Below are 24,200 nucleotides of genomic sequence, written 5' to 3'. Positions count from 1 at the left end.
TCCTCGCGCGGGGGAGCGCCACCGCGAGGGCGACACCGACCAGGATCTTGAACAGGGTGCGGGTCATGGTCAGGCTTCCGTTTCCGTGGTGTTCGTGGCGGGTGCGGTGACTCCGGTGGCGGCGAGCTTCTTGCCGTACTCCTCCTCGCTGAGATTGCGCCAGGAGGTCAGTGACACGTCGGGGCGGTAGAGCTTCTCCGGGGGTGCGTCGGTCACGTCGACCATCCAGGCGTCCTGGCCGGAGAACTGGCCGTGGAACAGCCAGCGAACCGCGCCCAGGTACTTGGCGTAGAAGCGGAGCGTGTCCCAGCCCTGCTTGAAGTTGACCATCACGCCGACGTACTGGTGGTGGTCGGCGTCGACCGGCACGTAGAACTCGTAGTGGATGAACTTGGGGTAGGCGATGCGCAGTACGCCCGGCATCGAGAGCGAGGCGAAGCCGGGGAAGTCCTGAGCCTCGATGACCGGATCGACCGAGTCGGTCTTTCCGGTGTTGCCGAGGTTGAACGTCTCCTTGGGCGGCTGCTTCTTCCACCACCGCTTGTTGGACCAGCGGCCCACGCCCGGGAAGTCGGCCTCCCAGTAGACCTCGTCCTGGACGCGGTAGATCCAGCGGTCCTTCGGCACGATGCGGGTGATGTTCCACGTGGGCATCGGCTTGAACAGTCGCCACAGCGCCGTCCGGTGGAGGTACTTGGCGTGTCCCTCGTCGAAGCCGTTCTCGCAGGCGAAGCGCCAGTTGCCGCCGCGCGCCTCGATGCGGCCGCCCATCACGAAGGCGTTCGACACCAGTTCCTCGGGAAGCTGCTCGTCGATCGGGTGCGGCTCCTCGTCGGCGACGGGAACGTACACCCAGACCATGCCGAGCCGCTCCTCGACGGCGTACGTGCGCACCCCCAGCTTGCCCGTGAGCCGGCACCCGGGGCCGTCGGTGATGACCGCGGAGAGCTTGCCGGTGGGCAGGTCGAAGGTCCAGCCGTGATAGGGGCAGCTGACGGTGCCGGGGAACTGCTGGTTGCCCTCGGACAGCGGGACGCCGCGGTGCGGGCAGCGATTGTGCAGCGCGTACACCTTTCCGCTGTCGCGGATCAGTGTGATCTTCTCACCGCAGAGCGTGAACGGTTTCGGATCACCGGTGATGTGGCTCGCCCAGGTGACCGGGTACCAGTAGCCGCGGAAGCCCGACGCCGCAGCGTCGTAGTGGGGCCAGGACGACCAGTCCTGCCGGCCGATCTTGTCGGCGGATCCCCGGTGTGCCTGAGCGGGCTCCTTCGTGGCGCTCTTCTTCACTGCGGGGGGTCGTTCGCTCGTCGTCATCTCGCTCGTGGCCTCCTGCTCCGGTGGATGTGCGCCACGAGCATCCGGCGCGGCACGGCGCCTGCCTATGAACCTGTTCCGGTGAACGGACCGTGGCCTGCGGCGGACCGGTCAGCGAACCGTCGGCCTTGATCGTTCAGGGGCGGTAGCACAGCATCCGTCCATGAACCGCATGACGATTCCCGGCCTGGTCGACGCGGCGGCCGCACATCACAGCGAGCGCCCCTTCCTCACCGTCGACGGAACCCGGCGCACCTACGCGCAGACCCGTACGGCCGCGGCCACGATGGCCGGCGCGCTGGCGGCCCGGGGCTGCCGGCCGGGCGACCGGGTCGCCGCGCTGCTGTCCAACCGCGTCGAGCTGGTCGATCTGGTGCTGGGGTGCTCCTGGCTCGGTGCGGTCGTGGTCCCGCTCAACACGGCGCTCCACGGACGGCTGCTCCGGCACGCGCTGGACGAGGCGAAGCCGCGCTTTCTGTACACGGAGGAAGAGCTGGCCGAGCGTGTGGAGCACGTGGGTTACGCGGGGCAGGTGTGGGTGGCGGGGCCGGGCTCGCCGCAAGCGCCCGTCCCCGGAGTCGAGCGGGCACTCGAGCCCTACCCGTCCCGGCCCGGCGACACGGCCGCCATCCTGTTCACCTCCGGCACCACCGGGCCCTCCCGCGGGGTGCGCTGCCCGCACGCCCAGTTCGCCTGGTGGGGCCGGAACGTGGCCGACTCACTGCGGCTGACGGCCGACGACACGCTCTACACATGTCTCCCCCTGTTCCACACCAACGCCCTCAACACGCTGGCGCAGGCGATGACCGTCGGAGCCTCCGTGGTCGTCGACCGCCGGTTCTCCGCGTCGAAGTACTGGGCGCGAGCCGCCGAGGCGGGAGCCACCTGCGTGTACGTGCTCGGCGCCATGGTGCCGATGCTGCTCGCGCAGCCGCCCGGGCCCGGGGACCGCGCGCACCGGGCCCGGCGCGGACTGGGCCCGGGTACGCCCGGCGCGCTGTGGGACGTGTTCCGTGAGCGCTTCGGGGTGACTCTGGTCGACGGGTTCGGCTCCACGGAGACCAACCTGGTCATCGGCTCCGTACCGGAGGACTGCCGTCCCGGTTACATGGGCACGGTGCGCGACGGCTTCGAGGCACGGGTCGTCGACGCGGACCTTTCGTGCGTGCCGGACGGAACGCCCGGTGAGCTCGTCGTCCGCACCGACCAGGAACACGCCTTCGCCACGGGCTACGTGGGCGAGGCCGAGCCGGCCCCGGGCTCGTGGCGCCGTACCGGGGACCGCGTGGTGCGTGACGCCGACGGCTGGTTCCGCTTCGTCGACCGGGTCAAGGACTGCATCCGGCGCCGCGGGGAGAACATCTCGTCCTACGAGGTGGAGACCGCTCTGCGCGCCCATCCCGACGTCGCTCAGGCCGCCGCCTTCCCGGTCGCGTCCGACCTCGCCGAGGACGAGGTGATGGTGGCGGTGGTGCCGCGCACCGGCCGTGGGCTCGACCCGGCGCAGGTGGCGCGGCACTGTGCGCGCGAGCTGCCGGTCTTCGCGGTTCCGCGGTACGTGGACGTGGTCGCGGAACTGCCGCTCACGGAGACCGGGAAGGTCCGGAAATCCGTGCTGAGGGAGCGGGGTGTCACCGGGGTGACGTGGGACCGGTGCGGCTAGGAAGTGTCTTGGGCCGTCGACCGGGTACGGCACGTTGTGGCTGGTCGCGCAGTTCCCGCGCCCCTGAGATGCACGCACTTCGTGCGGCATCTCCCTGATGTAGGCGGCGGCGAAGCCGCCTGCCTTCAGGGGCGCGGAGAACTGCGCGACCAGCCGTACACGGCCCGTACCCGGCCGACGGCCCACCGCTCCAAGCTCTCACCCGGGCAGCAGAACTGCCCGCCCCCGGACTCTCCCGGCCCTCAGCGCGTCCAGCGCCGCCGCGGCCTCCGCGAGACCGAATCGCTCCACCGCGAGTGTCAGCTTCCCCTCGGAGAGCCGCCGGACCAGGTCGTCGGAGACCTCGCGGGCCCGGCGCTCCTGGCGGATCATGTTCACCGGCAGCAGCGCCACCTCGTCGAGCAGCCAGCTCGGCAGGTCCAGCTCGACGCGCGGGCCCGCCACGTACCCGATGACGACGGCGCGTCCGCCCTGCCGCACCCACCGGCTGCGGCCGGGCAGCCCGGCGCCGCCGAGCGTGTCGACGAGCAGCGAGGCCGACCGGTCCCGGGCGAGACCTTCCGCGTCGTCCAGCGTCACGGCCTCCGCCCCTTTCGGCACGTCGGCCAGCTGGTCCTGCCGGCCGACCACGCCGGTCACCCGCGCGCCCGCCGCCAGCGCCTGCTGGGTCACCATCGCGCCGACCGCGCCGGCGGCGCCCACCACGACGACGTCCTCGTCGGGCCCGAGCCGGGCGACGTCGTGCAGCGCCACATACGCGGTCGTGGCGGGGACGAAGAAGCTCGCCGCCACCGAGGGGTCGAGCGGAGCCGCGAGTGGGGTGACGGCCTTGCGCTTCACGCTGACCCGCTCGGCCCAGGTGCCGTCGCGCAGGAGGCCCAGGCCGCCGCCGCGCAGCACGACCTGCGTGCCCGGCGTGAGCCCGGAATCGGCGTCGGCCTCCAGGACGGTGCCCGCGCCCTCGACACCGCCGACGTACGGCAGCGCCGGCTTCAGCTCGAAGCCGCCGGTGGCGACAGTGGCGTCGAGGTGTGATACGCCGCCCGCCGTGACCTGGACGAGGACCTCACCCGGCGCGCGGACGGGCTCGGGCACCTCGTCGAGGACCGGAGCGTCGCCCCACGCGTGGAACCGCACCGCCCGCATCAGCGGGCGGCCTTGCCGATGAACTCGAGGCTGAGGGCGTTGTACCGCTCGGCCTGCTCGTGCTGCGGCCAGTGTCCGCACTCCTCGAACAGTTCCAGGCGCGAGCCGGGGATGTCCTGGTGCAGCGCCGTCGCCTCGGGCACCTCGCCGAACGGGTTCTGCCGGCCCCACACCACCAGCGTCGGCTGGGTGATCCGCGCCAGGTGCTCGGGACGCAGCAGGTTGCGCTGACGTCGCTCCATGTCCTGGAGCGAGAGGAGGTTGTCGACGCCCGCGACGAACTCCGGTGTGTGGTAGATCGCGTGCCGGACCTCGACGAGTTCCTCGGTGGCGGAGGCGTCGTCGGCCATGAGCAGCCGCATCCGCTCGCGCGTGAGGTCGATGTCGTCGGAGGCGACGGCCTTCTTGGTGCTGGTGCGGATGCGCTCCATGACCTCCGGGTTGGCCACGGTGCCGCCGGAGCAGAGAAGCTGGAGACTACGTATCCGTTCGGGGTGCTCGATGGCGGCGCGGGCGCCGACCCAGCCGCCCAGGGACTCGCCGACGATGTGGGCGCTGTCGACCCCGACGGCGTCCAGGTAGTCGAGCAGGTGGGTCACGTAGTCGGCGATCTCGTAGGGCTTGTCGGGCTTGCCGGTGTAGCCGTGGCCGAGCATGTCGATGGCGTGCAGGTCGTATGCGGCGTGCGCGGTGATGTTGCGGGCGAACGCCTCCAGGTGGCCGCTGGTGCCGTGCAGGAACACGACGGCCTGGGCGTGCGGGTCGCCGGCGCGCAAGGTGCGCGTGGGAACGCCGGCGGCGTCGACGTACTCGACGCGGAAGGGGGTGGGGCTGATCTCGGTCCAGATCGACATGGGCTGCACTCCGTAGGACTGTTGGGGCGGGGCGGGTTCAGTTGAAGGAGTCGAGGAAGCCGGTGACCACCGAGTGGTACGCCTCCGGGCGCTCCTCCTGGAGGTGGTGGGAGGCATGGTCCATCACGTGGAGACTCCCGCTAGGCACCATGCGGGCGAGCATCAGCGGGTAGTCGGGGGTGAGGAACGCGTCCTGCATGCCCCACATGAACAGCGTCGGAGCCTGGATCCGGCCCAGTTCCTCGGTGAGGTCCTGCCAGTCGCCGCGCGGGGAGTCGGACATCGCCGCGAGCGCGCGCTCGCCCTCGTCCAGGCTCTGCTCGTAGCGCAGCGTCAGCGTCTCCTCGGGGAGCTTCGCGCCGTCGTACCACTCCAGCTTCGTGATGAGCTGCCGCATTTTCTCGCGGGTCGGGCCCTCACCGCCGTAGTAGACGTCCCGGGCCGTGCGACCGCGGTGACCGTTCTCGGGCAGCGGGGCGAGCGGCCCGTAGAAGACGGGCATGCTGCCGGTGATGACGAGGGACCGGACGCGCTCGGGGTACTTCGCGGCGAGGTTGAGGGCGATGGTGCCGCCCCATGAGTTGCACACGAAGTCGGCGCGGTCGACGCCGAGCGTGTCGAGCAGACCGACCGTCTTCGCCGCGTGGTGGTCCCACATCGGGCCCTCGATGCGGGACTTCTCCGACTTGCCGTACTGGTGGATGTCGACGAGCAGACAGCGCCGGTCGGCCGCGAACAGAGGCGCGACGGGCCCGAAGTCGCTCCACGCCGTACAGCCGGGGCCGCCGCCGTGCAAGAACACGGTGTCGGGACCCGAGCCGAGGTCGTGGTAGTGGTAGCGGATGCCCGCGCCGTCCGCGTATCGGCTCTCCGGTGCTGGTGACATGCGATTCCTTCCGTACGAATGGGAGGGGCCGGAGTCGAGCCCATCACCGCGCCGGGCGTGGGCCCAGCTCCGCGGTCCGCTGAGCGAACCCCTTTCGCTGGGCGGCTCATGGCGTGGTTCACTGCGCGGTGTAGCCGCCGTCCACGTGCAGCACCGCACCGGTCGTGAAGGACGAACCGGCGGCGAGGAGGGGGAGTACCGCGTGCGCGATGTCCTCGGGTTTTCCCCAGCGGCCCAACGGCACCTTGGCGGTGAAGGCGGCCTGGGCGGCGGCGTCGGTATCGGCGTCGCCCTCGTTCATGGGGGTGCGCACCGGGCCGGGAGCGACACAGTTCACGGTGACGCCGGTTCCCGCGACCTCCAGGGCCACCGACCTGGTGAGCGCGGCGACCGCGGCCTTGGTGGCCGCGTAGCCGGACCGTCCCGGGGCGCCGGTCGAGCCGAGCACGGAGCCGATCGTGACGATGCGTCCGTGACCGGCGCCGGTCATGCCGGGCAGGACGGCGCGGATCGCCAGCCAGGTTCCGATGACGTTGGTGTCGAGGGCGGCGTGGAACTCTTCGGAGGTCAGGGTGAGCACCGAGCCACGGGCCAGACGGCCGGCGGCCGTCACCAGGCCGGTCACCGGGCCCCACCGGTCAGTGGCCCGGCCCACGGCCTCGGCCAGCGCCTCCGGGTCGGTGGTGTCCGCGACGAGCGCCAGCTGCCTCTCGCCGCACACGTGGTGGAGCCGTTGCCCCGCCGATCGACACCGTTCCGTGGAACGCCCGGTGACCACCACGGGCCGTCCGTCGCGGGCCACGGCCTCGGCGATCGCGAGTCCGATCCCGCTGGTGCCGCCCGTGACGAGCACCGGCCCGCTCTGTACGGATTCTTCGGTGTGCTGCATGCCTGCCCTCACCGACCCGTGAACTTCGGGGTGCGCTTGTCGAGGAAAGCCTGAAGCCCCTCCGCCGCGTCGGCGGTCCGGGTCAGGTCGGCGACGCCCTTCTCCTCGCGCCGCAGGGCCTGCTCGACGGGCAGCCCGTACCCTTCGTCGACGACCCGCTTGAGCAGACCGATGGCGGCAGTCGGCTGCGCGGCGAGACGGCGGGCCCGCTCGGACACCACCGCGTCGAACTCGTCCTGCTCCACCACGAGATCCACGAGTCCGAGCTCCAGGGCGCGCTGCGGCGTCAGCCCTTCCCCCTCCATCATCAGGCGCTTCGCCACGTGCGGACCGACGAGCCGGGGCAGACGCTGACTGCCGCCGGCTCCCGGGAAAAGCCCGAGCCTGATCTCCGGGAAGCCGAACGTGGCCTCGGCCGAGATGATCCGCAGATCGCAGGCGAGGGACAACTCGGCGCCCCCGCCCAGCGCGTGGCCGTTCATCGCCGCGACGACCGGCTTGGGAGCCTGCTCGATCAACCGCTGTACGTCGATCCAGCGGCGCATCTTCGCCTGGTTGTCCGCGGACAGGTCCCGCATGACCGCGATGTCGGCGCCCGCGATGAAGAACCGGCCGGTTCCGGTGATGACGACGCACCGCACCTCCGGGTCGGCGGCCAGCGGGGCCAGGACGGTGAGGAACTCCTCGATCATCGCCGGGTCGACGGCGTTCGCCTTGGGCCGGTCGACGCGGACGGCAGCCACCGCGCCGTCGCGTGTCACGTGCAGTACGGAGCGCTTCTCCTGGGTCATGTTCCGGGTCATCTTCATGTCCCTCATTCCGTCACTCCCTGGGCGGCCAGCGCCGCCAGCTGTTCGTCGCTCAGGCCGAGCAGTTCGCGCAGTACCTCGTGCGTGTGCTGGCCGAGGAGGGGAGCGGGCCTGTCGAGTGCTCCGGGTGTCGCGGCCAGCCGCGCGACGATGCCCTCGTGCCGGACCGGCCCGGTCAGGGGATGGTCCAGTACGGGATAGAAGGCGCGGGCCGCCAGGTGCTCGTCGGCCTCCACCAGGTCCTGCCCGGTCGCCACGACCGCCGCCGCCACGCCCTCGCCCTGGAGCAGTTCGGCCAGCTTGTGACCGTCCTGCCGACTCGTCCAGGCGGCGAGGGCGGCGTCGATCCCGTCCTCGTTCGCCCGTCGGGCATCGAGGTCACCGTCGGCGCACGGGAGGTCGACGAGACGTGTCAGGGCCTGCCACTGCGCCTCGTCGGTCACCGACACCGCCACCCATCGGTCGTCCCCGGCCGCCGGATACACCCCGTGCGGCACGGCACGCGGTGACCGGTTCGGGTGTTCGGCGGTCCGGGGATCGGGCGCGTCCGTGCCGAGGACGGGTTCCAGAACCGCGGGGCCCATCGTCGCGGCCATCGCCTCCAGCTGGGACAGGTCCACGTGGCCGCCACGTCCCCGCGCCAGCAGGTCGAGCGTGGCGAGCACCGCGGCATTGGCGGCGACCATGTCACCGAGTCCGAAGGTCAGTCCCTGCGGCGGACCGCCCGCATCGCGGGTCTCGTCGGACAGGCCCGCCATGGCGGCGAGCGTGTCGGCGAACGTCACGGCGTTGCGCCAGGGCCCGGTCTGCCCGACCCCCGCCATCGACACCAGGATCACGTCCGGGTTCAGTTCACGCAGCGACGCGTGGTCCATGCCCCACCGGGCCAGCACACCCGGGCTGAAGTTCTCCACGACGACGTCGCAGTGCGGGACCAGCGCCCGCAGCAACCGCCGGCCCTCCTCGGTCCGCAGGTTCAGGGCGACGCCACGCTTGTTGCGGTTGAAGTTGAGGAAGTAGCCGCTGTCGTCGGGGTCGGAGCCCGGCCGCAGATGCATCGAGGGTGCGAAACGCGTGGGGTCCTGGCGGTGCCGCGACTCGATCTTGACGATGTCCGCGCCGTGCTCCCCGAGCTGCTTGGTCACGTACGGGCCGGCGAGGACCCAGGTCAGGTCGAGGACGCGAACACCCTCCAGTGCACGGGACCTGGGCGTCGCACCGCCGCCGCGCACCCGGCCCGGCCCGGAACTGCGCCACGGCGTCTCGCCCGGTGCCACCTCGCGGAGCGTCGGCAGGGCGACCGGGCGGGGGAGCGCCGCCCACGGGAAGCCGACGTTCTCGACGCCGCCGTCCGGCAGCCCCGCACCGGTGATCGTGACGAGGAAATCACGGTCGCGCAGCTGCGGGTTGCCCGTCAGACGACCGGCCGGTACGACCTCCGCCCACGGCAGGGACCGCGCCCTCGCCTCGGTGGCCAGCTCGGCGGCGGGTTGCCGTGCCGCGAACCGCTGCACGAGAGCGTCCACGTGGGCGCGCTGCCGCCACCGGAACGCGGGGTCCTGCCAGCGCTCGTCGAGGAGGTCACCGGCCTCACCCCGCTCCGCCATCCATGCCAGCAGATCCGTCCACATCCGGTCACTGCCGGAGTAGCCCCCGGCGACATGGCCGTCCGCCGCCTCGAAGATCCGGTGCGCCACGTGCTCGTACACGCCCGCGTTGCGTACGGGGAAACGTCCGGCGTGGATCCAGGCGACGGCGCCGGTCTCCAGGGTCGCCGCGACGGCCTCCTGCACGGAGACGTCGACCAGCTGAGGGGTGCCCGACACCACGGCCAACAGCGCCCCGATCGCCGCGTGCGCCCCGGCGGTCTGCAGTGCCTGCTCCCGCGGGGGAGGCTTGGGCTGACCGTCGGGATGCCCGCCGAGCCACGTCATGCCACCCGCCGACGCCAGGACCAGGTCGTCACCGACCCAGTCGCGGTGTGGCCCGGTCAGCCCGAAGGGTGTCACCACCACGTGCACGGCGTGCGGCCAACGGGACGAACCGTCTTCCCGCAGGCCGCGCAGCCGCGCCACGGGCCCGCTCTCCAGGACGACATCTGCGCCTGCCGCCAGGGCGTCGAGGCCGGCCGGGTCGTCCACCGCCACCCACCGCTTGCCCGCGTGCCAGTGCGTACGGGCCGCCGGGCCGAGGTCGGTGCCCGGTTCGATCCGTACGACGTCGGCGCCGACTCCGACAAGCAGCCTGGCACCCTGGAAGGCGAGTTCATCGGTCAGGTCCAGCACGCGCAGTGCCGGCGGGTCCGTGTCTGGTCGCACCACGGCTCCTCCCCATACGTGTCCGCAGCCCTTGCGGGATGTCACGATCACTGGGGGAGGGGAGGCGGGACCACTCGGGTGTTCTGCTGACCGAACCGACCGGACCGGCAGCCCGCGCCGCGCCGTTCAGCTCACGGCCGGCGCGCTACGCGCGACGGGTGCTTCTCGTGCGCGCGCCGGACGGACCGTCTCGCACGACGCCTTGCGCGCGGTCTTCCGCGCCACGCCGCGCTCGATGCTCTCCGCCGTGGCCCGCAGGGCCGCGAACCACCTGTCCACCGACACTTGCGCGACCGGCGCGGTGACCGAGAGCGCCCCGTACTCCTGCCCGCCCAGGGACACCGGCACGGCGAGGCTGGCGTACCCGGCCCTGACCCCTTCGACCTCCAGCGCGTACCCCTGACGCCGAGCCCTGGACAGGCGCTGGGCCAGTACTCCGGGATCGGTCACGGAACGGGGAGTCAGCACGGGAAGCCCGGTGCGGGCGAGGGCCGCGACCCGCTCGGGCCCGTCCGGGGCCAGGGAGAGCAGCAGCTGACCGGTAGCCGTGCAGGACGCGGGGAGACGGCCGCCGACGTACGAGTGGGTGAGCACGTTCGCCTCACCGGCGATCTTCTCCAGGAACAGGACATGGGTGCCGTCGAGGATCGCGAGGTGCACGGCGGCACGGGTCCGGGTGTACAGGTCGGTCATCAGCGGGCGCGCGACCGAGCGCAGCACGGCCGAAGCGGGGACCCGCTGCCCCAGGTGGAAGAGCCTGATGCCGAGCTCGTACGTCTCCCCGTGCCGGTCCAGCAGGCCCCATCGCACCAGTTCCTGGGCGAGCCGGTACGCCGATGCCTTCGGCACGCCCGACCGGCGGCTCAGTTCGCTCAGGCGCAACCGGTCCGCCCCCGACTCGAACGCGGCGAGCAGCAGCTGAGCCTTGCCCAGTACCGAATTGGGCAGGAGCACATCGTCGTCGGCGTTCGACTGCATCGGCGTCCTCACTTCGTCGCATGGCGGACAAGGCCATTTGAAGTGCAACAACGCCATGTTGCCTAGAGGCGCGGGTAGGTTAATTTCAGGCAACAGATGTATCGATGTCCTTCTTGTCTGTTTCGGTGTTCTGTGTGTCGGGCTGCGCCACCCCCTCTGCCTGAGGTACGTGTGCGAAGAACACCAGTGCCGCCAGCGTGACCACGGCCATTCCCATGGTCAGCAGCGCGACCGGCAGGAAGTGCCCGGTGGCGGCCAGCAGCGCCGTTGCCACGACCGGCGACAGGCCCCCGGCGATCGCCGACGACAGCTCGTGGCCGAGTGCCATCCCGGAGTACCGGGTGCTGGTGCTGAAGAGCTCGGAGAAGTACGAGGGCTGCACCCCGATCATCGCGGCGATCGCGGTGTGGCCGACCACGAACGCCGCCCACACCGCCGCGGGATGCCCCGTGTCCATGAGGAGGAAGAAGGGCGCCGCCCACATCAGCATCCCGATCGCCCCGCCGAGGTAGACGGGACGCCTGCCCACCCTGTCGGAGAGCCGGCCGAAGACGACCATCATCGCCGAGTCCACCAGCATCCCGACGATGCCGGCCCACAGCAGCACGGTCGAGGAGATCCCCACGTACGCCCCGTACACGAGGGAGAAGGACATGAAGATGTAGCTGGCACCGCTGTCGGCGAAGCGCAGAGCCATCGCGAACAGCACCTGGCGCGGATGCCGCCGCAGCACTTCCCGCAGCGGAGAGTGAGGTGTGCTCTCGGCCTTGGCGGACTCGGCCTCGAAGCTGTCCGTCTCGCCGAGGTTCCGGCGTATGTAGATCCCCACCACGAAGATCACCGCACTGGCCAGGAACGGCAGCCGCCAGCCCCAGGCCAGGAAGCCGTCCCCGGACACCTGCTCGGCCAGCCACAGCGCGAGCGACGACAGCACGAAGCCCAGACCCATGCCGCAGGAGCTGAACGAGGCGAGGAACCCACGGCGCTCGGCCGGGACGTTCTCGGTGATGATGAGGACGCCGCCGCCCCATTCCCCGCCGGCCGCCGCTCCCTGGAGAACCCGCAGCAGGACCAGGAGCAGCGGGGAGAGCAGACCGGCCGTGGAGTACGAGGGCAGCAGCCCCATGCAGAAGGTGGCGCCGCCCATCAGCGAGAGCGTCCCCATGAGCGCGGCCTTGCGGCCCCGCCGGTCACCGATGTGCCCGAAGATCAAGCCCCCGATGGGCCGGGCGGCGAACCCCACGGCATGACCGGCCAGGGCCGCGATGGTGCCGAGCAGCGGATGCCCGCCGGAGGGGAAGAAGACCGTGCCGAGGACCAGCGCGGCGGCGGTGGTGTAGAGGAAGAAGTCGTACCACTCCAGCATGTTGCCGGCGACGGACGCGATGACCACGCGCCGCGTCGTGGACGCGCCCTCGGTCGTGCTCTTGCGGGGCATGTGTGCTCCTTGCCGTTCGAGCCTGAGATCGGTGGAGCGTACGAACGGCACCATGCCACCTCAATCGGGCCGGTCCGCCAGGTGGGACACCGCACTTTCCCCGGTGCACGCGAAGTGTCAGCGTGCCGCCACCCCGACCCCACTCCGACCCGGAGGCCGCATCCGATGTTCCGCCATCACGGCACGCAAGGGCGCCCGGCGGCCGCCCTCGCCACGCTGCTCGCGCTCCTTCTCGCCACCGCCTGCGGGGCCGGCACCACCGACTTGGCCGGCTCCGGGGGCGGCAAGCACCCGACCGTGAGAATTGCCCTCGGAGTGGACGCCTCGTACGCCCCGCTCTATCTCGCCGCCGAACGCGACATGTTCGGGAAGGCCGGCCTCGATGTGCAGTTGATGAAGGTGGAGGGCGGGCCGGCAGCGGCCCAGGCGGTCACGGCCGGCACGGCACAGATCTCCGCCAACGCCGACTCCACCGCGCTGCCGCAGATGGTGAACAACCCGCGGCTGCGCGCCCTGGGCGCCTTCCAGTCCTCAGGCGGCTACCTCAAGGTCGTCCTTCGGGAAGGCATCACCTCGCCGCGCCAGATCAAGACGATGGGCTCGATCCAGGGCATCGGCCTGTACGCGACACACGAGTACCTGCGGCACCACGGCATCGCCCCGGACTCGGTGAAGATCCAGCAGAGCGGGCCCCAGGAAATACCCACGATGCTCCAGCGCGGCGACATCGACGCCTACATCCTCTTCGACCCCTGGGTGAGCAAGGGCGTCGAAGCAGGCGGTCACCTCGCGGGGGCGATCGGCGACTTCGGGGTCACCTACGTACAGTGGCTCATCGCCGACCAGAAGTGGCTGGAGAACAACCAGGAACTCGCCGGGAAAGTATTCAAGGTGGTGGCCGAGGCGGGCCGGGCGGTGACCGAGGACCCGCACGCGGCAGCCCTCGCGGCGCACGAGCAGGCCCAGCTGCCGGTGGCGGGCACGGAGAAGGCCATTGGTGAGATCTCGTTCGAGCCCCGGGCCCTGACCTCGGCCGATGTCACGTCCTCACGTCGGATCGTGGACTTCCTTCTGGAGCAGCACCTCGTCAAGAGCGCCCCCGACCTCGACACGGTCCTGCTGCGCGGCTGGTACGACCAGCACGCCGGATGACCGGACGGGACGAACCATTCCCAGACCGTCCCACTGAGCGGACCGCCGCGCATGCACCTGCCCTCCGACCGGCAGTAGCGTGCGCCAACTCGCGAGCCCACCCCCCCGATGACCTGCCGAAAAGCGTCCCGATCCGAGGTGGCCATGAAGACTGCGTCCCGCCCGAAAACCCACTCGAAACCACACATCACCCGCTCTGCCCTCCTCACTGCCACACTGCTAACGGCGACCGCGTGCGGCGCGGGCACCACCGACTCGGAGGCCGGTCCGGGCTCCGGCGGGGCGGGCGGACCCCACATCCGCGTGGCGGTCGGTGTCGACGCTTCGTACGCGCCGTTCTTCGTGGCCGGCGCCGAGGGGCTGTGGGCCAAGCACGGGGTTGATGTCGACCTGGTCCAGTTCGCCAAGGGAGGGGAGGGAGTCGACGCCCTCAACGCCGGGCAGGTCCAGATGGCAGGCAATTCCGACGCCACCACCATCGGCCTGCTCGGACAGAACCCGGACCTGCGCTCGCTCCTCGTCTACGAGGACTCCGGGCAGTACCTCAAGGTCGTCCTGGGCCCCCATGTGAAGTCCCCGGCCGCGATCCGCAAGATGGCCGTCGTCCCGGGCCTGTCCGAACTCGCCGCCACCCGGTTCCTCGAATCGAAGGACATCGAGCCCGACGCGGTCGAATTCGTTACGGCCGACCCCGCCGAGATTCCGGCGCTCACCAAGAAGGGCGACGTGGACGCGTACGTCCTGTGGGAGCCGTGGCCGGCCAAGGGGGAGGAAGTGGGCGCGCGGGTCCTGGAGACCACGGGCGACTACGGCCTCAGCTACCAGCACTGGCTCCTGTCGACCTCACCCTGGCTCAAGGAGAACAAGGACACCGCCGCCAAGGTGGCGGCGGCCCTCGCGGAAGCGGCCGAGAAGACCGAGAGCGATCCGCAGGCCGCGGCACAGGCCACCAAGGACGCCGCGAAGATCCCCTCCGCGCAGACCGTGAACGCGGTGAAGGACATCGACTTCGCCGTGCGCGACTTCACGGCCGAGGACCTGAAGGGCTACGAGGACACAGCCCGTTTCTACCTGGACACCGGCAAGGTCAAGGCTCGCCCCGACGTGTCCCGCACCGTCCAGCGCGGCTGGTTCTCCGACGACACGAAGGGGTCCTGATGACCGAGGTGACCAAGGGGGCCGAGAAGAAGACGGCGCCGGCGAAGGGCGTCGGAGCCGCGGCCACCGTGACAGCCCCGCGTACGGAAGCGGCGCCGGGACGTGGCGCGTCCCTGCGCGTCGACGGGGCCGGCATCTCCTTCGGTGACTTCCGGGCTGTCCAGGGAATCGACCTGGACATCCCGGCCGGCGAGTTCCTCTGCCTGCTCGGTCCGAGCGGCTGCGGCAAGTCCACGCTGCTGTCGGCCATGGCCGGCTTCGTCCAGGTCAGCGAGGGGTCTCTCGCTGCGGACGGCGTCCCGGTCAGGGGTCCCGACCCCGAACTCGGCATGGTCTTCCAGAGCAGCGAGGCCCTCTTCGGCTGGATGACGGTGCACCAGAACGTCACCTTCGGGCCCCGCATGCGCGGCCGCAGCCGCACCGAACAGAACCGGGTGGCCGACGAGTTCCTCGGCCTGGTCGGCCTGCGCCACTGCGCGGACCGCTACCCCGGCCAGCTCAGCGGCGGCATGCGCCAGCGCGTCCAGATCGCCCGTGTCCTGGCCAACGAACCGGGCGTCGTCCTCATGGACGAACCCTTCGGCGCGCTCGACGCGCAGACCCGGCAGGTGCTGCAGCAGGAAACGGCCCGCATCTGGAGCGCGTCCGGCTGCACCGTCGTCTTCGTCACGCACGACATCGACGAGGCGATCCTCCTCGCCGACCGGATCGCCGTCATGACGGCAGGCCCGGCGGCCTCGATCAAATCCCTGTACACGGTCGACCTGCCGCGCCCCCGCGACGAGTCCGACCCCGCCGCCCTGCGCCTGCGCAACAAGCTGCGCGAGGACATCGGAGAAGAGGTCCGCAAGGCCATGCGTGATCAAGGACTCGACGACCAGCTCGACCGAGAGGCGAACGGCGCATGACGATCACCACGACCGAGGCCCCGGCCCCGACCCGCACCCGCCCACGCCGCTCCGGCGGGGCGGGCGGCGGACAGGCACTGCGCACCTTCGGCCTGTACGCGTTCGCCGTCCTGGTCGGCCTGGGTGTCTGGCAACTCGTGGCCATGAAGTACGGCCCTTCCCTGGTCGCCTCGCCGCGGCAGACCCTGTCGGCCGCCCGTGAACTGGCGTCCGACGGCACGCTCGGCAACTCGGTCGCCGCCTCCAGCCGGCGCATCCTCATCGGCTGGGGCCTCGGCGTCGCGGTGGGCGCCCCGGTCGGACTGCTCATCGGGCAGATCAGGATCGTCCGCCAGCTCCTGGAGCCGTACATCGAGTTCTTCCGCTTCATCCCGCCGGTCGCCTTCGTGACCCTGGCGGTGGTGTGGCTGGGCATCGGCGAGTCGTCGAAAGTGGTGTTGATCTTCTACACGGCCGTCTTCATCGTCACGCTCAACACCAGCGCCGGTGTGGTGGCCGTCAACGAGTCCAAGCTGCGCGCGGCCGCCAGTCTCGGAGCCGGCCGCCGACAGATCCTGCAGCGCGTCGTGCTGCCCTCCACGGTCCCCTACATTCTCACGGGCGCCCGCCTGGCCATGGGCAACAGCTTCCTGACGATCGTCTCCGCCGAGATCGTCGCCGCCCAGGTGGGCCTCGGCTCCCTCATCTGGACCTCCCGCAACTACGGCCGCATCGACTGGGTCTTCGTCGGCATCATCACCCTCGGCATCCTGGGCCTCGTCTACGACCGGATACTGCGCCTGATCGCGATGCGTGTACTGCGCAAGTATGGAGTTAAGGTGTAAACGGAGCCGTGAGATCAACGGAGGAGCGCAGTGACCAACGGGGGAAGAACGGAGAAAAACAGCACGTGAGTACTTCCTCGTCCACCTCGCGCACCCTTGTCCTCGAGGAGTTCGGCACCCTGCCGCGTCTCAAGGAGAGGGCCGTGCCCGAACCGCGGCCCGAACACACCCTCGTCCGGACGGCGGCGGCCACCGTCGCCCATCTGGACCTGAACATCCTCGACGGAAAGTTCGGCATCCTGCCCGAGCTGCCGTTCATCCCCGGAACCCAGGGCAGCGGCTACGTCGTCGCCTCGGACACGCACCCCGAGGGGGCTCTGGTCCGGTTGCGCGGTGAAGGACTCGGCCTCAGCCGCGACGGCGCCTGGGCCGAGCACGTGCTCGTACCCGACGCCGCCGCGGAGCCCATGCCCGAGGGCACCGACCCCGCTCTGGCCTGCATCTACTTCTCGCCGGTCGGCACCGCCTGGGCGACCGTCCACCCCATCGCCCAGGTACGCCCGGGGGAGCGGGTACTGGTCACCGGCGCGTCCGGCGCGGTCGGCGCCATGGCCGTGCAGCTCGCCGCGCGCGCCGGCGCCGAGGTCGTCGGCGCGGTCGGACGGCCCGCGAAGCTGCCCCACGTACCCGGCGTCGCCAAGGCGCTGCTCGCCTCGGACCTGTCCGAGGAAGCGATCGGCGGCAAGGTCGACGTACTGATCGACACGGTCGGCGGCAGGATCCTGCGTGACGCCCTCGCCCTGGTCCGCCCGCGTGGCCGGGCCGCGCTCCTCGGATACACCGCCGGCCGCGAGCTCACCCTCGACCTCGCGGACTTCTTCCTCGCCGACGTCTCCCTCCTGCCGGTCAACATGATCTCCCGCGGCCAGGAGGTCGCTCCCGAGGTACTGCGCCTGCTGCCGGACCTGTCCTCGGGCGCGCTGTCGCTGCCGTACGAGCGATACGGGATGGACGCGCTCGGCGAAGCGGTGGAGCGGCTGCGCACGGGAACGGCGGTGGGCAAGATCGTGCTCGACCTGGGGGACACCGGCGACTGACGCCCTCTTTCCCCGGCGGAACACGTCGAACGGGCCCTCTCCCGCGGGAGAGGGCCCGTTCGACGTACCGGGTCAGGACTGGGGAACGCCTGCCTGTGCGGCGAGCCGGTCGGGGTCGACGGGCAGCCAGTCGTAGTCGATGGAGTTCCAGAAGCCGCACTGACGGCGCGCCTCGTACACCTCGGTCTTCAGTGCCCGGCTCCCACCGCCTGGCAGCAGGGACATGAACCGGCCCGCCCGGAACGACGGCCAGGCGGCCAGCCCCGGGGCAGCAGGGTTCCCGTGCTTCACGAACGAGCCCCAATGGCGCACCATCTCCCCGGACAGCTGCCGCTGTTCGGGAGACAGCAGCTCCGAGAGCGCCGAGGGAAACAGGTATGCCATCTCGCTGGCATGCGAGGCACCCGCGTCGAAGCCGGTCGAGGGCCGGCCGGTGGGCGGGTGCGGGTCGTTGAACTCGTAGGAATACGTCCGCGGTTGCCGCATCGCGAACCGGGCCGTGAGGTTCTGATACTGGCAGCCTCCGAGTCCGTAGAAGACGCTGCTGTCCCCCCACAGCGCGCCGAAGGCGTAAGCCCCGGTGTACGAGTCGCCATAGGCGTCGAACGGATAGTGCGCGAGTACGCCGTCGGCCTCGTCCCCGAACTCGATCCGGACCGCTCGCTCGTACTGCTCCTTCGTGGCCTGCGCGAACGGCAGTGCCCACGCGCGCACCTCGTCACGGGTGTGGCCGATCAGGAGGGGGACGTTGGCGGCCCGGCCGGTGCGTACGGCCTCGATCGGCGGGAGGGGCAGTTCGGGGACGCCGGACACGGGCAGCGGACCGCTCAGGACGCCGCCGACGAAGTCCCCCGCAGCGGCCTGTAGTGCACCGGCGGGCTTGGCCCGCAGACAGGACAGGCCGGCCGAGGTGGTGGAGCAGCCCGCGGCCGCCGCGTACTTCTTCCCGCGGTCGACGGCCTGCCCGACGGTGTGACTCGGGCACCCGCCACTCTGGATGATCGCGCCGGAGAAGAGCCCTCGTGCCGGGGGCGATGCCATGAGCGCGCAGACGGAATGGCCTCCGGCCGACTCACCGGCGATGGTGACCCGGCTCGCGTCTCCGCCGAACGCACCGATGTTGCGCTGTGTCCAGCGCAGCGCCGCCTGTTGGTCGAGCAGGCCGAAGTTGCCCGCGCCGTGCCGGCTCAGCCCGGGGAGGTCGAGGAAGCCGAAGACACCGAGGCGGTAGTTGACCGTGACGACCACGACGTCGTTGGTCCTGGCGATCAGCGAGCCGTCTTCCCTGTCCCCCGAACCGGAGGAGAAGCCGCCACCGTGGATCCAGAACATCACCGGCAGCGGACGGTTCGTGCGGTGGGCCGGGGTGTAGACGTTCAGGTACAGGCAGTCCTCACTCATTCCCGGGCTGCCTGTGCCGCCGCCGAACTGCAGGCAGCGAGAGCCGGGAGACGTGGCCGACCGAGTGCCTGGCCAGGCAGCGGCGGGTGCCGGGGGCTGCCAGCGTCCGGCACCGACGGGCGGAGCCGCGTACGGGATGCCGAGGAAGCGGTCGACTCCGTCCGCCGAGCCTCCCGCGACCAGACCTTTGTCGGTGGGAATCGTCAGGGAACGCGGGGCGGCCGTCGCGGGGACAGCCGCTGTGAGGCTCAGCAGGAACAACAGGCTCGCCAGGCAGGCGAGTCCCTGTCGGACAATGGGTCGCACGAGATCTCCTGAGAGGTCGGAGCGATGGGGGGAGCCATGATGAGCCCGGCGCGGCAAGCATGCGGCTTTCGCGTTCCGTTCAACGGATCCCGGGGCCGGAAGGAGGCCGCACCTGGCGGGCCGCGCACAACCTCCTGGAGGAAGCAGGGGCGCTGCTGATGACGCTCATTTGACGCTCCCGGCGCCCGCGCACCGGCCAGTCAGCCAGAGACAGGCTCTGACCTGGTCCTTTCGGGAGCCGGCTCAAGCCAACATCATTTCGATGACGCATCATGTGGAGTGCGTCGCGATCCTCGAACCGGCCGCGAAGGGCTCCTGACCTGCGGTTTTGCCCGTGTGCATTATGTGCGGTGTGGGCGTTACGGGCGATATCTTGACGCTGAAATGACGCTCGTGACGCTCATCTGACGCTCGTCCTGATGGGGTGTCAGGCGCACGTTGGGCAGGTCAGGGGGCGTCAAGGCTGCGGGTGACGAGGCAACGCCGAGGGCTGATGACGCTCAAAGCGGAGTCGCCGGGTCCTGCAGATCAGATGTCCCGGAAGAGACCAGCGAGCGCCGTGACCTGCCGTGATGGGCGTGTGACGACTGCTGACCTGCACGAATGGTCTTTCGGTTGTTTCACGCTCGTGCCGGTTGATAGGGCTGGAAGTCCCAGAAAAGTCCCAGAGGGATCCCACTGCTGACGGGTGTCTTTCGGCTCTACACGGCAGTACGGGCTCGTCGGCCGCCTCCTTTGCCACGAGAGCACTGGAACCTGGTTGTCGAGCGCCTGGCGCTCAGCCGATGCCTTGCGGGATCGTGGTCCTGATGATCGACGACAACTCTTCGGCCGCCGATGGCAGTGAGCCGACGGTGGCGGTCAACCCTCGCACGCCCTATGGCGAGGGGCCTGTCGCGCGAGTCCGGCGGGCGAAGGCACAGGAGCTGATGGAGCGGCTCATCGCCGAGGGCCGCGGGCTCAGTACTCGGCAGAGGTCAGCACGACGCGGGCTGCCATGGCGCGGTCCGCCTCGTCGGTGTGGACGAACATGGCCGTCAAGGTGCCGGCGGCGACCAAGGGTGTCAGCTCCTCGGCGAGGGCCTGGAGGTAGAGGGTGAGTGCCGCTTCCAGAGGAGCGTCGCTGTCGCCTGCGGCTTCGACACCGGCGCGTAGCCCCGCCCATGCGAAGGGAAGGGTGGACGACGAGATCCAGGGCTGTGTGAGGACCTGCAGCGAGAACGTCCGGAGGTTGCGCTGCCGGTGCGCGGGCGGCGTGGCCCGGTGAAGACCGCCGTAGGCGGCGCTGATCCAGCCTGTGGCCTCGTGCGGCAGAGTGTCAACGGCGCGCGGGGCGGCGTCGAGCGCGAAGGCGGAGGTCGCCTTCGCATCGGCCCAGGCGGAGGGACGGGAGAGGGCCACGGCGACGGCTCTGGCCTGCCATCCGTCGGCCAGCGCTGCAGGATGGTAGAGGTCGGCGGAGAAGGGGATGTCGACGTAGTGGTTCCGCAGCAGCTCGGCCTTGGTCAGCAGCGCTTCCTCTGGCGTGGTCAGGCCAGCGTTGACGCGGGCGTCGAGGAGCGCGAGGGTGCCGAAGGCGGCCACTCCTTCGGACCGCGCGACGGCCCGCAGGACCCGGTCGTCGCACCACAAGACGAGACCGTACTCCTTGGCGTGGTCGAGGGCCGTCAGCCACTGCGTACTGCTCCTGTGGACGGGTAGCTGCCGCAGGCTGCGCAGTTCCGGCCGGGGCACGCGAGGCATTGCCCGAACCACCTCGACGAGACGCGCCGAGGTGGTTCGCATGCGGGCGAGGCGCTCGGCGGAGGTGGTGCGGACGGCCGGACGGGCGTCGCCCTCGTCCCAGGTGAGCTCCATATCGGTGCGCAGGGCGAGTGATTCCTGAGCGTGCAGTGCGTCGGTGAAGAGCTGGTCGGTCGTCACAAGTGACCGGGGGTGACCCATGAGCCGTTCGGCTACGCCCGGTTCCAAGAGGGCTAGGGTGACGGCAGCGCTGGTATCTACGACCACTCGCCCTGAGCGGGCAGCCTGCATGGCTTCGGCCTCCGCAGGGTCAGTGACGTGGGAGGAGCCTTTCGACGTGCGGACAGGGTGTGGCGGTGGACTGTCTATGGTGCGTGGCATCGCCGGTTTGGCCAACCGGCGATCCCGGGCTATGTTGCCCCGCTCGTGCGGGCCGGTGGTCAGTGTGAACGGCTGGTGGGTCGGCTGGCCGTGACGGCTGGAGCTGCTGGTGCGCTGGCTGCGAGGCGGGCCCCGTGTTCGCGGTCCGCCTGGGCCTGGCGCGTGCCGGTTTCGTGGGCGAGAGCCTCGGAGAGGCTGGCCAGCAGCGAACTCGGGGTGTGCGGGGACGTGGTGATGGTCCAGGTGGGCCGGTCCGGGTCAGGGCCGGCCCAGATGGTCCAGGTGGCTGTGTTCTGGGGGTCCTGCGCAGTCAGTGGGTCAAAGCGAACGCCTGCCTGCCCGTCGGGGGACGTCCACCGGATCCCGTGCCCTGTCAGGGTGTGCTTCCACCCGGCCTCAGTGAGCGGCTGCGTGGCTGTGGTGACCGTCCTCTCGTCCACCGCGCCGATGACGGCGTCCCAGCCGTCGCCGTCGGCGAGGTGGATCAGCAGATTCTGCAGCACCGGAGCGGGGGTGGCGCCGGTCGCGGTGAGGTGCCACGTGCGGTCGGAGACGGGTGTCTCGTAGGCGGCCACGGTCCAGGCGGTCTCGTGGGCGGGGGTTTCGTGGACGCGCTCGATACGCAGGGTCTGCGACTCGTGGATGGCGTGTGTCGTGTCGTCCGACCAGGTCTGCCACTTCTCGAACTCGCCGTGCGTGTCGAGGAAGGTGTCGAGGAGGGCGTCGTGGTCGCCGGCATCGGCGAGGTAGACGGGGACGGTCTCCGGCTTCGGACGGGGTTCGGGCTCGGCTGTGGTGACGTCGAAGACGGAGCGGGCTTCGATGGCGGCGCGTTCGGTGTCGGTCAGGGGTGCCGGACCGGGGCGCATCTCGGCCGAGTGGACCTTCTCGAAGGCCAGCAGGGCCTTGGCGGGTGAGTCGAACGTGTCGGCGACCTGGCGCAGATGGTCCTCGCCGTGCAGGTAGACGGACTTGCCGCCCCGGTGGAGGTACGTGCCGACGGCGACGGTGGTGTGGCCGTCCTGGGCGTGGGCGTGGATGAGGAGCTGGCCGTTGCGGATGTCGTCGTGGATCTCCTGCGCCTGGTTGGAGATCTCGCGGATTTCGCTGCGAATGCACCAGGGCATCGGGTAGTTCGCCCAGGTTCATCCCTCGTCGATGGCCTCCTGCAGCCGAGGGGTGATCTCAACGGTGATGCCTTCGGCGATCAGGTGCTCGGCGGCGTCGGCGGCCCAGTAAGGCTCCAGTGCACCTCTTTCATCCTGTGCTGGAGGGTGAAATGGGCTGGCCGGCGGGTGTGGTGACGAGGCAGGGCCCCTCGTCGTTGGCGTGGTGATTCCACTCAACCCGCTGGCGACCGAAGGGGCCCTGTTGGTTCCGTACCCTGGCATGCTCGATGTCCCGCACGAGCTCGTTGAGCATGTCGCCTGGCTGCTGTACGAGCATCGCCGGGCCCGTAACACACGTTGGCGCAAGCTCGGCTGCTTCAAGCAGGCGCTGCTCACGCTGGTGCATGTGCGTAAGAACGAGACGTTCTCGCAGCTCGGAGCGGGTTTCGGGATATCGCAGGCCACCGCCTGGCGGTACGTGGACGAGGTCTTGGACGTTCTGGCCTCCTGGGCGCCCGGTCTTCACGAAGCCCTTACCGGGCTCGGTGAGGGCGACCACGTCATCGTTGACGGCACCCTGATCCCCGTCGACCGGATCCGTGCGGACGAGCCGTACTACTCGATGAAGCACCGTCGGCACGGGATGAACGTGCAGGTCATCACCCGCCCGGACGGCACACCGCTGTGGTTCTCCCGCGCGACGCCGGGACGCACCCACGATCTGACCGCGGCCCGCGCCCACGGGATCGTCCAGGCCTGCCTGACCCGGCAGATCCTCGTCCTCGCGGATCGCGTCTACCAGGGCGCCGGCGCCACCTTCCGCACCCCGTACTACCACCACCGCGAACAGTCAGAGCACTACCAGCAGTTCAACCGCGACCACGCCAGGCTCCGAGCCCCGGCGAACGCGCCTTCGCGCAGCTGAAGTCCTGGCGGCTATTACGGCGAGCCAGATGCTCCACCCGCCGCATCGGCACCATCGTCCAAGCCGTCCACACCCTGCTGACCTGCGGCTATTCAGGATGAAAACGGCTCAGTGATGGGCATCTCCACCCCGTAGGCGCGGGCCAGCTCCAGGACGGCGGCCGCGGGCACCCTCACCACCGGGTCCGCCCGCTGCACGTACCCGCCTGCCAGCCGGTGCGGGACCTCAGCCTGGAAGCCGAGCCGGTGCCCGATCCCCACGCGGTGCAGTTCGGCGGCCGTCGAGGTGACCGCCGCGGCATGGTCGTCGTGGCTTCCCGCGAGCAGTGCCCCGGCGACCGGGTGGTACCTCGTCCTTGGGGCCCGTGGTGTGCCGGGCACAGATCTCTCCGGCCGCCGTGGCGGTGAGCCGGTCGGCGGCTCCGGTGTCGGACGTCAGCACCGCCCGGGCCGGCCTGTGCACGGCGGTGTGCGCCGGACGACCAGGCGTAGTCGGGTTCCCGAGCTGGCGACATGATGCGATCACCTTGGACGGCGGTTAAGTTGGAAAAGCGGGGTGTGCTCCCTCATCGAGAGGACGGTCTTGAAATGGATGAAATTCGGACCGGAGAGGTCATCGACCCAAGGACCCTGGAGCGCTCACAAGTCAGCGAATTTCCCACACCCGCACACTACTTCTGCTCAACCACGGGACACGGGCTCTTCTCCCGCAGGTTCAACACGGCAGGGGTCAAGCCGAATCACTTCTGTCTCGCGACGATGAGTGAGGTGGACTCGCGATTCGTCCCGGTTTTCGGCGATGCGGTGCTGACCGTCCACAATGTGACGCCACTGACCGACCAGGTCCTCATCCGGGCCGAGACAACCGGGTCGACAGACCTGCGGCTCATGATCTGGTTCTACATCTGGTAGTCATGCCACCCGAGGGGAGCGGAAACGCCGCTCCCCGACCGGGAGTG

The 24,200-nt window shown here is 70.4% G+C and carries 20 protein-coding genes and 1 pseudogene; 8 read left to right on the top strand and 13 right to left on the bottom strand.

What is annotated here, in order from left to right; translation table 11 throughout:
- Positions 1-69: 69 nt before the first annotated feature.
- Entirely contained in the window at positions 70-1,317 is a 1,248-nt protein-coding gene (locus ACZ3IG_RS08925; RefSeq protein ID WP_467430279.1) for an aromatic ring-hydroxylating oxygenase subunit alpha, read from the bottom strand.
- Between the two features lie 163 nt (positions 1,318-1,480).
- On the opposite strand from ACZ3IG_RS08925, the gene ACZ3IG_RS08920 reads away from it, so the two are divergent.
- Positions 1,481-2,980 (top strand): AMP-binding protein, encoded by a 1,500-nt coding sequence (locus ACZ3IG_RS08920; protein WP_467430277.1) that lies wholly within the window; start codon positions 1,481-1,483, stop codon positions 2,978-2,980.
- A 198-nt stretch (positions 2,981-3,178) separates the two neighbouring features.
- Here the strand turns inward: ACZ3IG_RS08920 and ACZ3IG_RS08915 are convergent, their stop codons facing one another.
- The 8 genes from ACZ3IG_RS08915 to ACZ3IG_RS08880 all read right to left on the bottom strand — a co-directional run bounded on the left by ACZ3IG_RS08915 (position 3,179) and on the right by ACZ3IG_RS08880 (position 12,298).
- Positions 3,179-4,126 (bottom strand): quinone oxidoreductase family protein, encoded by a 948-nt coding sequence (locus ACZ3IG_RS08915; protein ID WP_467430274.1) that lies wholly within the window; start codon positions 4,124-4,126, stop codon positions 3,179-3,181.
- Entirely contained in the window at positions 4,126-4,980 is an 855-nt protein-coding gene (locus tag ACZ3IG_RS08910) for an alpha/beta fold hydrolase (protein WP_467430272.1), read from the bottom strand. The genes ACZ3IG_RS08915 and ACZ3IG_RS08910 overlap by 1 nt, the downstream gene beginning before the upstream one ends.
- A 37-nt stretch (positions 4,981-5,017) precedes the next feature.
- Positions 5,018-5,866 carry an alpha/beta fold hydrolase gene (locus ACZ3IG_RS08905; RefSeq protein WP_467430270.1) on the bottom strand — a complete coding sequence of 283 codons (849 nt, stop codon included), beginning with the start codon at positions 5,864-5,866 and terminating at the stop codon, positions 5,018-5,020.
- Between the two features lie 118 nt (positions 5,867-5,984).
- Positions 5,985-6,755 (bottom strand): SDR family NAD(P)-dependent oxidoreductase, encoded by a 771-nt coding sequence (locus ACZ3IG_RS08900; RefSeq protein ID WP_467430269.1) that lies wholly within the window; start codon positions 6,753-6,755, stop codon positions 5,985-5,987.
- An 8-nt stretch (positions 6,756-6,763) separates the two neighbouring features.
- Positions 6,764-7,573: an enoyl-CoA hydratase/isomerase family protein gene (locus ACZ3IG_RS08895; protein ID WP_467430267.1), complete on the bottom strand. Its 810-nt coding sequence runs from the start codon at positions 7,571-7,573 to the stop codon at positions 6,764-6,766.
- Positions 7,570-9,882, bottom strand: a complete 2,313-nt coding sequence (locus ACZ3IG_RS08890; RefSeq protein ID WP_467430265.1) for a CaiB/BaiF CoA-transferase family protein — start codon at positions 9,880-9,882, stop codon at positions 7,570-7,572. The genes ACZ3IG_RS08895 and ACZ3IG_RS08890 overlap by 4 nt, the downstream gene beginning before the upstream one ends.
- Before the next feature lie 126 nt (positions 9,883-10,008).
- Complete coding sequence (locus tag ACZ3IG_RS08885; protein ID WP_467430264.1) at positions 10,009-10,860, bottom strand: IclR family transcriptional regulator; 852 nt, start codon at positions 10,858-10,860, stop codon at positions 10,009-10,011.
- An 85-nt stretch (positions 10,861-10,945) separates the two neighbouring features.
- On the bottom strand, positions 10,946-12,298 hold the full coding sequence (locus tag ACZ3IG_RS08880) for an MFS transporter (RefSeq protein WP_467430263.1): 1,353 nt from the start codon (positions 12,296-12,298) through the stop codon (positions 10,946-10,948).
- 165 nt (positions 12,299-12,463) lie between these two features.
- On the opposite strand from ACZ3IG_RS08880, the gene ACZ3IG_RS08875 reads away from it, so the two are divergent.
- The 5 genes from ACZ3IG_RS08875 (at position 12,464) to ACZ3IG_RS08855 (ending at position 17,377) form a co-directional block, all read left to right on the top strand.
- Positions 12,464-13,450 (top strand): ABC transporter substrate-binding protein, encoded by a 987-nt coding sequence (locus tag ACZ3IG_RS08875; RefSeq protein ID WP_467430262.1) that lies wholly within the window; start codon positions 12,464-12,466, stop codon positions 13,448-13,450.
- A 303-nt stretch (positions 13,451-13,753) separates the two neighbouring features.
- A complete protein-coding gene (locus ACZ3IG_RS08870; protein ID WP_467430261.1) occupies positions 13,754-14,608 on the top strand; it encodes an ABC transporter substrate-binding protein in 855 nt (284 codons plus the stop codon).
- Positions 14,608-15,516 carry an ABC transporter ATP-binding protein gene (locus ACZ3IG_RS08865; RefSeq protein ID WP_467430259.1) on the top strand — a complete coding sequence of 303 codons (909 nt, stop codon included), beginning with the start codon at positions 14,608-14,610 and terminating at the stop codon, positions 15,514-15,516. The genes ACZ3IG_RS08870 and ACZ3IG_RS08865 overlap by 1 nt, the downstream gene beginning before the upstream one ends.
- A complete protein-coding gene (locus ACZ3IG_RS08860) occupies positions 15,513-16,340 on the top strand; it encodes an ABC transporter permease (protein WP_467430257.1) in 828 nt (275 codons plus the stop codon). The genes ACZ3IG_RS08865 and ACZ3IG_RS08860 overlap by 4 nt, the downstream gene beginning before the upstream one ends.
- Before the next feature lie 65 nt (positions 16,341-16,405).
- Complete coding sequence (locus ACZ3IG_RS08855) at positions 16,406-17,377, top strand: quinone oxidoreductase family protein (protein WP_467430255.1); 972 nt, start codon at positions 16,406-16,408, stop codon at positions 17,375-17,377.
- Between the two features lie 72 nt (positions 17,378-17,449).
- On the opposite strand, the gene ACZ3IG_RS08850 is transcribed toward ACZ3IG_RS08855, so the two are convergent.
- From ACZ3IG_RS08850 to ACZ3IG_RS08840, 3 genes are all read right to left on the bottom strand, one after another.
- The gene (locus tag ACZ3IG_RS08850) at positions 17,450-19,084 is read right to left on the bottom strand and encodes a carboxylesterase/lipase family protein (RefSeq protein ID WP_467430254.1); all 1,635 of its coding nucleotides are present in this window, start codon (positions 19,082-19,084) and stop codon (positions 17,450-17,452) included.
- A 960-nt stretch (positions 19,085-20,044) separates the two neighbouring features.
- Positions 20,045-21,118, bottom strand: coding sequence for a PIN domain-containing protein (locus ACZ3IG_RS08845; protein ID WP_467430252.1), 1,074 nt, complete (start codon positions 21,116-21,118; stop codon positions 20,045-20,047).
- A gap of 149 nt (positions 21,119-21,267) precedes the next feature.
- Complete coding sequence (locus ACZ3IG_RS08840; protein ID WP_467430250.1) at positions 21,268-22,335, bottom strand: SPDY domain-containing protein; 1,068 nt, start codon at positions 22,333-22,335, stop codon at positions 21,268-21,270.
- A gap of 202 nt (positions 22,336-22,537) precedes the next feature.
- Between ACZ3IG_RS08840 and ACZ3IG_RS08835 the strand changes: the two are divergent.
- Positions 22,538-23,343: pseudogene (locus ACZ3IG_RS08835) on the top strand (IS5 family transposase).
- Here the strand turns inward: ACZ3IG_RS08835 and ACZ3IG_RS08830 are convergent.
- The gene (locus ACZ3IG_RS08830; RefSeq protein WP_467430249.1) at positions 23,335-23,622 is read right to left on the bottom strand and encodes a hypothetical protein; all 288 of its coding nucleotides are present in this window, start codon (positions 23,620-23,622) and stop codon (positions 23,335-23,337) included. The pseudogene ACZ3IG_RS08835 and the gene ACZ3IG_RS08830 sit on opposite strands and share 9 nt — an antisense overlap.
- Before the next feature lie 207 nt (positions 23,623-23,829).
- On the opposite strand from ACZ3IG_RS08830, the gene ACZ3IG_RS08825 reads away from it, so the two are divergent.
- The gene (locus ACZ3IG_RS08825; protein ID WP_398136294.1) at positions 23,830-24,153 is read left to right on the top strand and encodes a hypothetical protein; all 324 of its coding nucleotides are present in this window, start codon (positions 23,830-23,832) and stop codon (positions 24,151-24,153) included.
- The last annotated feature ends 47 nt before the right edge of the window (positions 24,154-24,200 follow it).

This window comes from Streptomyces sp. NPDC016677 (assembly GCF_055562815.1).
Note: the sequence above shows the minus strand (reverse complement) of the source record. Positions and strands in the feature narration are given on the sequence as shown.